Annotated in this window: 7 protein-coding genes; 6 read left to right on the forward strand and 1 reads right to left on the reverse strand. The window is 55.5% G+C overall.

Features of this window, described 5'->3' with window-relative positions:
* Positions 1 to 119: 119 nt before the first annotated feature.
* Together DHN10_RS19450 and DHN10_RS19455 are read left to right on the forward strand one after the other, a co-directional pair.
* Positions 120 to 527 carry a universal stress protein gene (locus DHN10_RS19450; RefSeq protein WP_108817019.1) on the forward strand — a complete coding sequence of 136 codons (408 nt, stop codon included), beginning with the start codon at positions 120 to 122 and terminating at the stop codon, positions 525 to 527.
* Positions 528 to 572: 45 nt separating this feature from the next.
* Positions 573 to 1,460, forward strand: a complete 888-nt coding sequence (locus tag DHN10_RS19455) for a DMT family transporter (protein WP_108817020.1) — start codon at positions 573 to 575, stop codon at positions 1,458 to 1,460.
* Here DHN10_RS19455 and DHN10_RS19460 read toward each other — a convergent pair.
* Positions 1,457 to 2,047: a hypothetical protein gene (locus DHN10_RS19460; RefSeq protein WP_159087106.1), complete on the reverse strand. Its 591-nt coding sequence runs from the start codon at positions 2,045 to 2,047 to the stop codon at positions 1,457 to 1,459. The two genes, DHN10_RS19455 and DHN10_RS19460, sit on opposite strands and share 4 nt — an antisense overlap.
* 416 nt (positions 2,048 to 2,463) lie before the next feature.
* Here DHN10_RS19460 and rpsL point away from each other — a divergent pair, with 416 nt between their 5' ends.
* The 4 genes from rpsL to DHN10_RS19480 form a co-directional block, all read left to right on the forward strand.
* Positions 2,464 to 2,835 (forward strand): 30S ribosomal protein S12, encoded by a 372-nt coding sequence (gene rpsL, locus DHN10_RS19465; RefSeq protein WP_055294782.1) that lies wholly within the window; start codon positions 2,464 to 2,466, stop codon positions 2,833 to 2,835.
* Positions 2,836 to 2,934: 99 nt separating this feature from the next.
* Positions 2,935 to 3,405: a 30S ribosomal protein S7 gene (gene rpsG / locus DHN10_RS19470; RefSeq protein ID WP_108817022.1), complete on the forward strand. Its 471-nt coding sequence runs from the start codon at positions 2,935 to 2,937 to the stop codon at positions 3,403 to 3,405.
* A 15-nt stretch (positions 3,406 to 3,420) separates the two neighbouring features.
* On the forward strand, positions 3,421 to 5,538 hold the full coding sequence (gene fusA / locus DHN10_RS19475; protein ID WP_108817023.1) for an elongation factor G: 2,118 nt from the start codon (positions 3,421 to 3,423) through the stop codon (positions 5,536 to 5,538).
* Positions 5,539 to 5,624: 86 nt separating this feature from the next.
* Positions 5,625 to 6,455: elongation factor Tu (locus tag DHN10_RS19480; protein WP_108817024.1), on the forward strand; the 831-nt coding region annotated here is incomplete at its 3' end.

Here is a 6,455-nt window from a genome sequence, read left to right on the forward strand (position 1 = left end):
GCCCCTTTTTTGTTGGGCCACTGCGGCTTGGACCACCCCATTCTTCGCTTTGGTGATGCAGATCAAAGCGCGCTCTTCCGCGTCACGCTATCTTTGTGAAAACAAGAAGGAAGATCACCATGTATAAGAACATCCTCGTTCCTGTCTCGTTTGAGGCGGATCGCAATGCGCAAGGAGCCATGGACGTAGCACAGTCGCTGCGTGCCGAAGGCGGTTGCATCACCTGTTTGCACGTACTTGAGCAGTTGCCGAATTACGCAACGCAATACCTGCCCGAAGGGCATATCGAGGCGGCCAAAGCCGAGGTCGTCGTGGGGTTGAAGAACCTTGTCGATGGTGTTGCAGATGCGTCCAGCATGGTGGTCGAAGGGCACTCGTCCCGCACGATCTTGTCCCATGCTGATAACAACGGTGTCGATCTTATCATCGTGGCCAGCCATCAGCCGGGTATGCAAGATTACCTCTTGGGGTCCACGGCTGCCAAGGTTGTTCGCCATGCAAGATGTGCGGTGCATGTGCTGCGCTAGCGGTTAATGCTGGTCCCAGTTGAATTGCGCTGATAGGCCGAACTTATGCTGGCCTTGTCAGACAATATTCGTGGTGCGCTTTTGATGATGGGTGCGATGTGCGCCTATACGTTCAACGACGCCTTCATGAAGGCGCTGGCGGATGAGTTGCCGCTGTTTCAAGCGATCTTCTTTCGGGGGATTGGCGCGGTAGTCTGTCTGGCAGTCATGTGCAAACTGCTGGGACAAATGCGCTTTGATTTCTCCATACGGGACTGGCAACTTGTGGTGCTGCGAACCGTTGGAGAGATGGGGGGCACCTATTTTATCCTCACTGCATTGTTCCACATGCCTCTTGCCAATGTCAGTGCGATCCTACAGGTGCTGCCGCTTGCGGTCAGCCTGGCGGCGGCGGTTTTCCTTGGCGAGGCGCTTGGCTGGCTTCGGTTCACGGCCATCTTCGTGGGTTTTGTCGGCGTTCTGCTGGTCATTCAACCTGGCGGCGCGGATTTCAGCATCTTCAGCCTGTATGCCCTTGGTGCCGTGGTTTGTGTCACGCTACGCGATGTCGTTGTGCGACGCATGTCCGGTGATGTCCCTTCGGTTCTTGTGGCGTTGGTTGCGGCTGTCAGCGTCACGGTGATGGGCGGTGTCGGATCGGCGTTTACCGAATGGGCGCCAATCTCGGCCACGTCGGCACTGCAATTGGGGGGTGCCACGGCGTTTCTGATTTTTGGCTACATTGCGTCCGTGAGCGCGATGCGCTTTGGCGAGATCGGGTTTGTCGCGCCGTTTCGCTATACGAGCCTGCTGGCCGCTCTGATCCTTGGCGTGCTGGTCTTTGATGAATGGCCCAATACCTTGGCTATGGGTGGTGCGGCCATTGTTGTCGCCACGGGCCTGTTCACGCTTTACCGCGAGACGAAGCCCCGCGAACGGATCAGACAGCCCTAGTCGCGCGTGCCATAAAAGACGCCTTCGACGTCTATCTCAAAATCGCCCTCGGTCTGCCCGCTGGCAGTGCCATAGACCGTGTCACCGCGGCTGAACCGATCCCGCACATCGCCCTCAAGTATCAAAAGCATCTGGGCATCAACCTGATTGCCGTTCACATCGACACCTGTGATGTCACCTGATGCAAAGGTGTCAATCTGCCCGGCCGTTTCTACGCCATCAAGCGCAAGACGCCCATCAAACCGCTGATTGGGGGTGCCGTCTGGATCAATCAGGTTGATGTTTGACACGCTGCCACCCACACGGTTCGAAGCAAAGCCAACATTCATATTCAGATCGCCAAGGATGCTGCCATTTGCGTCGCCGCTGACATCTGCGCCCAGTTTGCCGGTGTAGGTCACGCTGCCTGTGGGCAGATTGCCGAATGTCGTCTGGGGCAGGGCGCTGATCGTATCGGCCTCGGCAAAGGCCCGATCAACGTCAGCGGCACTGACGGTTGGGGTAAAGTCGGGCCTGTTGTCTGACGATGACACGGTGCAGGCGGAAATCGTGAAAAGGGTCAAAAGCGTTACAGTTGTGCGGATCATCGTGGTGTCTCCATCATATGCGTTGGCGGCAAGGGTGCGCCTTGAAATAACGATGGGGCTGTCCACATATGCTAAGCAATAATAACGAGGTGTTATGCGATAGCGGCCAGTGTTATTGGCCTGTCCGCGACTGAAAGCCCCGACAGCTGTTCCGGGCACGTGCCCTGCTGTTGACAGACTTTCCGACTCCTCCTATACGCCGCTCATCCGGGTAGAAGGGTTCCTTCGTCGTCCCGATATCATACCACGTAGTGGCCAAGAACCGAGCACCTATCGCTTTGTTCCTCTGGAGCTCACCGCACCGAACCTCCGGTAAGGGTTCGACTGCGGAATTTTTGTGCTTTCCGAGATGGAAAGTGCGCTTTGAAACCTCGCGTTTGCCGGACGCACATGTGAATAGATGGGAACATCAAACGATGCCAACGATTCAGCAGCTGATCCGCAAGCCGCGCCAGCCAAAAGTCACACGATCCAAGTCGCAGCACATGGAAGGCTGCCCACAAAAACGCGGTGTTTGCACACGCGTTTACACAACCACACCGAAGAAGCCGAACTCGGCCATGCGTAAGGTTGCCAAAGTGCGCCTGACAAACGGTTTTGAGGTCATCTCTTACATCCCCGGTGAAAGCCACAACCTTCAGGAACACTCTGTGGTTCTGATCCGCGGCGGCCGTGTAAAAGACCTTCCCGGTGTCCGTTACCACATCCTGCGCGGTGTACTTGATACCCAAGGTGTCAAAGACCGTAAGCAACGCCGTTCCAAGTACGGCGCGAAGCGTCCTAAGTGATCCGATAGGATCATCCCGGCCATTGTCCGGGATCTCCTGCTGAAATAGAGGCCCCGGATCAAGTCCGGGGCGCATTCGAGAAACAAAAGAGAGAAGCGCATGTCACGTCGTCACGCCGCTGAAAAACGCGAAGTCCTGCCAGACGCCAAATTTGGTGATCTGGTTCTGACAAAGTTCATGAACAACCTCATGATCGACGGAAAGAAATCCGTCGCAGAACGTATCGTCTACAACGCCTTTGACCGCGTTGAAGACAAGCTGAAGAAATCCCCTGTGGAAGTCTTTCACGAGAGCCTTGATAACATCAAACCATCCGTCGAAGTGCGTTCGCGCCGCGTTGGTGGTGCGACATATCAGGTGCCTGTCGAAGTGCGCCCCGAGCGCCGCGAAGCACTGGCCATCCGTTGGTTGATCGCTGCTGCGAAAAAGCGCAACGAAAACACTATGGAAGAGCGCCTCGCAGGCGAGCTGATGGATGCGGTCAACGGCCGCGGCACAGCCGTCAAAAAGCGTGAAGACACCCATAAGATGGCCGACGCGAACAAAGCGTTCAGCCACTATCGCTGGTAAGAGGAAAGCACTAAAATGGCACGCGACTATCCCCTCGACCTATATCGCAACTTTGGCATTATCGCGCACATCGACGCCGGTAAGACCACATGTTCCGAACGTATCCTGTATTACACAGGCAAATCCCACAACATCGGCGAAGTGCACGATGGTGCGGCCACCATGGACTGGATGGAGCAAGAGCAGGAACGTGGCATCACGATTACTTCTGCTGCGACAACCACCTTCTGGGAGCGCACTGAGAACGGCACAGAGCCTGATAGCCCCAAGCACCGGATGAACATCATCGACACGCCGGGCCACGTTGACTTCACCATTGAAGTTGAGCGTTCTTTGGCTGTGCTTGATGGCGCTGTTTGTGTTCTTGACGCCAACGCTGGTGTTGAGCCGCAGACAGAAACAGTTTGGCGTCAGGCCGACCGTTACAAAGTCCCGCGTATGGTTTTCGTCAACAAGATGGACAAAATCGGCGCTGACTTCTTCAAGTGTGTTGAAATGATCGAGGATCGGACCGGCGCACGTGCGATCCCGGTTGCTTTCCCAATTGGTGCAGAAGACCAGCTGGAAGGCCTTGTTGATCTGGTCACCATGGAAGAGTGGCTGTGGCAAGGCGAAGACCTTGGCGCGTCTTGGATCAAAGCACCGATCCGTGCTGATCTGGCTGACCAAGCTGCCGAATGGCGTGAAAAGCTGGTTGAAGCTGCAGTTGAGCAAGACGACGTCGCAATGGAAGCCTATCTTGAAGGCAACGAGCCAGACGTTCCAACGCTGCGCGCGTTGGTCCGCCAAGGCTGCCTGTCGCTGGCTTTTGTTCCTGTTCTGGGTGGCTCTGCATTTAAGAACAAAGGTGTGCAGCCGCTGCTGAACGCTGTTGTTGATTACCTGCCAAGCCCGCTCGACGTCGTAGATTACATGGGCTTTAAGCCCGGCGATGACGACGAAGTTCGTGACATTGCTCGCCGTGCGGACGATGCCATGGCGTTCTCTGGTCTTGCGTTCAAAATCATGAACGACCCATTTGTGGGCTCCTTGACGTTTACCCGGATTTATTCTGGTACGCTGAACAAGGGCGACACGATGCTCAACTCCACCAAGGGGAACAAAGAGCGTGTGGGCCGGATGATGATGATGCACTCCAACGACCGCGAGGAAATCTCTGAAGCGTTCGCTGGCGACATCATCGCGCTGGGTGGTCTGAAGAACACAACAACCGGTGACACAATCTGTGATCCACAGGACCCTGTCGTTCTGGAAACAATGACGTTCCCCGATCCTGTGATCGAGATCGCCGTTGAGCCAAAAACAAAGGGTGACCAGGAAAAGATGGGCATCGCGTTGCAGCGTCTATCTGCCGAGGATCCATCTTTCCGCGTGGAAACTGATCTGGAATCCGGTCAGACCATCATGAAGGGCATGGGCGAATTGCACCTCGACATCTTGATCGACCGCATGAAGCGCGAGTTCAAAGTTGAGGCGAACATCGGTGCACCTCAGGTGGCTTATCGTGAAACCATTGGTCACGAAGTTGAACATACCTACACCCACAAGAAGCAATCTGGTGGTTCTGGTCAGTTCGGCGAAGTGAAGATGATCATCACACCGACAGAGCCGGGCGAAGGGTATTCGTTCGAAAGCCGCGTCGTTGGTGGTTCGGTGCCGAAGGAATACATCCCCGGTGTTGAAAAAGGCATCCTGTCTGTCATGGATAACGGCCCATTGGCTGGCTTCCCTGTGATCGACTTCAAGGTGGCCTTGATCGACGGGAAATTCCACGATGTTGACTCGTCCATCATGGCGTTCGAAATCGCGGCTCGTATGTGTATGCGTGAGGGCATGCGCAAAGCTGGCGCGAAACTGCTCGAACCCATCATGAAGGTCGAAGTGATCACACCTGAAGAATACACCGGTGGTATCATTGGTGACCTGACATCACGTCGGGGTCAGGTGCAGGGTCAGGACACACGCGGTGTTGCCATTGCAATCGACGCAATGGTGCCACTGGCGAATATGTTCGGCTACATCAACACATTGCGCTCCATGTCTTCGGGCCGCGCGCAGTTTACGATGCAGTTTGATCACTACGATCCAGTGCCAAGCAACATCTCTGAAGAGATTCAGGCGAAATACGCATAAGCGGTGCGGCGGGGATAGCCCCGCCCACCCACACGTAACATGGCGGGCCTATCCCGCTGCCCAATATCATTTGAAGGAGCCACACCATGGCAAAGGCAAAGTTTGAACGTAACAAGCCGCACGTAAACATTGGCACGATTGGCCACGTTGACCACGGCAAGACGACCCTGACAGCGGCGATCACGAAGTACTTTGGTGATTTTCAGGCGTATGACCAGATTGATGGCGCGCCCGAAGAAAAAGCACGTGGTATCACGATCTCAACTGCACACGTTGAGTATGAGACAGAGAGCCGCCACTACGCGCACGTCGACTGCCCCGGCCACGCCGACTACGTCAAGAACATGATCACTGGTGCCGCCCAGATGGACGGCGCGATCCTGGTTGTGAACGCGGCTGACGGCCCAATGCCACAGACCCGCGAGCACATCCTGCTTGGTCGTCAGGTGGGCATTCCTTACATGGTCGTCTACATGAACAAAGTTGACCAAGTGGATGACGATGAGCTGCTTGAGCTGGTTGAAATGGAAATCCGCGAACTGCTGTCCTCTTACGAGTACCCAGGCGACGATATTCCAGTGATCCCGGGTTCGGCGCTGGCCGCTATGGAAGGCAAGACACCAGAGATTGGTGAAGAATCCATCAAAAAGCTGATGGAAGCTGTCGACACATATATCCCGACACCTGCACGTGCGGTTGACCTGCCGTTCCTGATGCCAATCGAGGACGTGTTCTCGATCTCTGGGCGTGGTACTGTTGTGACTGGCCGTGTTGAGCGTGGCGTGATCAACGTTGGTGACGAGATCGAAATCGTTGGTATCCGCGACACCAAGAAGACGACCTGCACAGGCGTTGAAATGTTCCGCAAGCTGCTGGACTCTGGTGAAGCTGGCGACAACATCGGCGCCCTGCTGCGC

It is taken from the genome of Loktanella sp. Alg231-35 (assembly GCF_900143545.1).
Taxonomy (GTDB): Bacteria; Pseudomonadota; Alphaproteobacteria; order Rhodobacterales; family Rhodobacteraceae; genus Yoonia.

Coding starts and splice junctions, on each gene's coding strand:
- DHN10_RS19450 (WP_108817019.1), top strand. CDS start 120: ATGTATAAGAACATCCTCGTTCCTGTCTCGTTTGAGGCGGATCGCAAT.
- DHN10_RS19455 (WP_108817020.1), top strand. CDS start 573: ATGCTGGCCTTGTCAGACAATATTCGTGGTGCGCTTTTGATGATGGGT.
- fusA (WP_108817023.1), top strand. CDS start 3,421: ATGGCACGCGACTATCCCCTCGACCTATATCGCAACTTTGGCATTATC.
- DHN10_RS19460 (WP_159087106.1), bottom strand. CDS start 2,047: ATGATCCGCACAACTGTAACGCTTTTGACCCTTTTCACGATTTCCGCC.
- rpsL (WP_055294782.1), top strand. CDS start 2,464: ATGCCAACGATTCAGCAGCTGATCCGCAAGCCGCGCCAGCCAAAAGTC.
- rpsG (WP_108817022.1), top strand. CDS start 2,935: ATGTCACGTCGTCACGCCGCTGAAAAACGCGAAGTCCTGCCAGACGCC.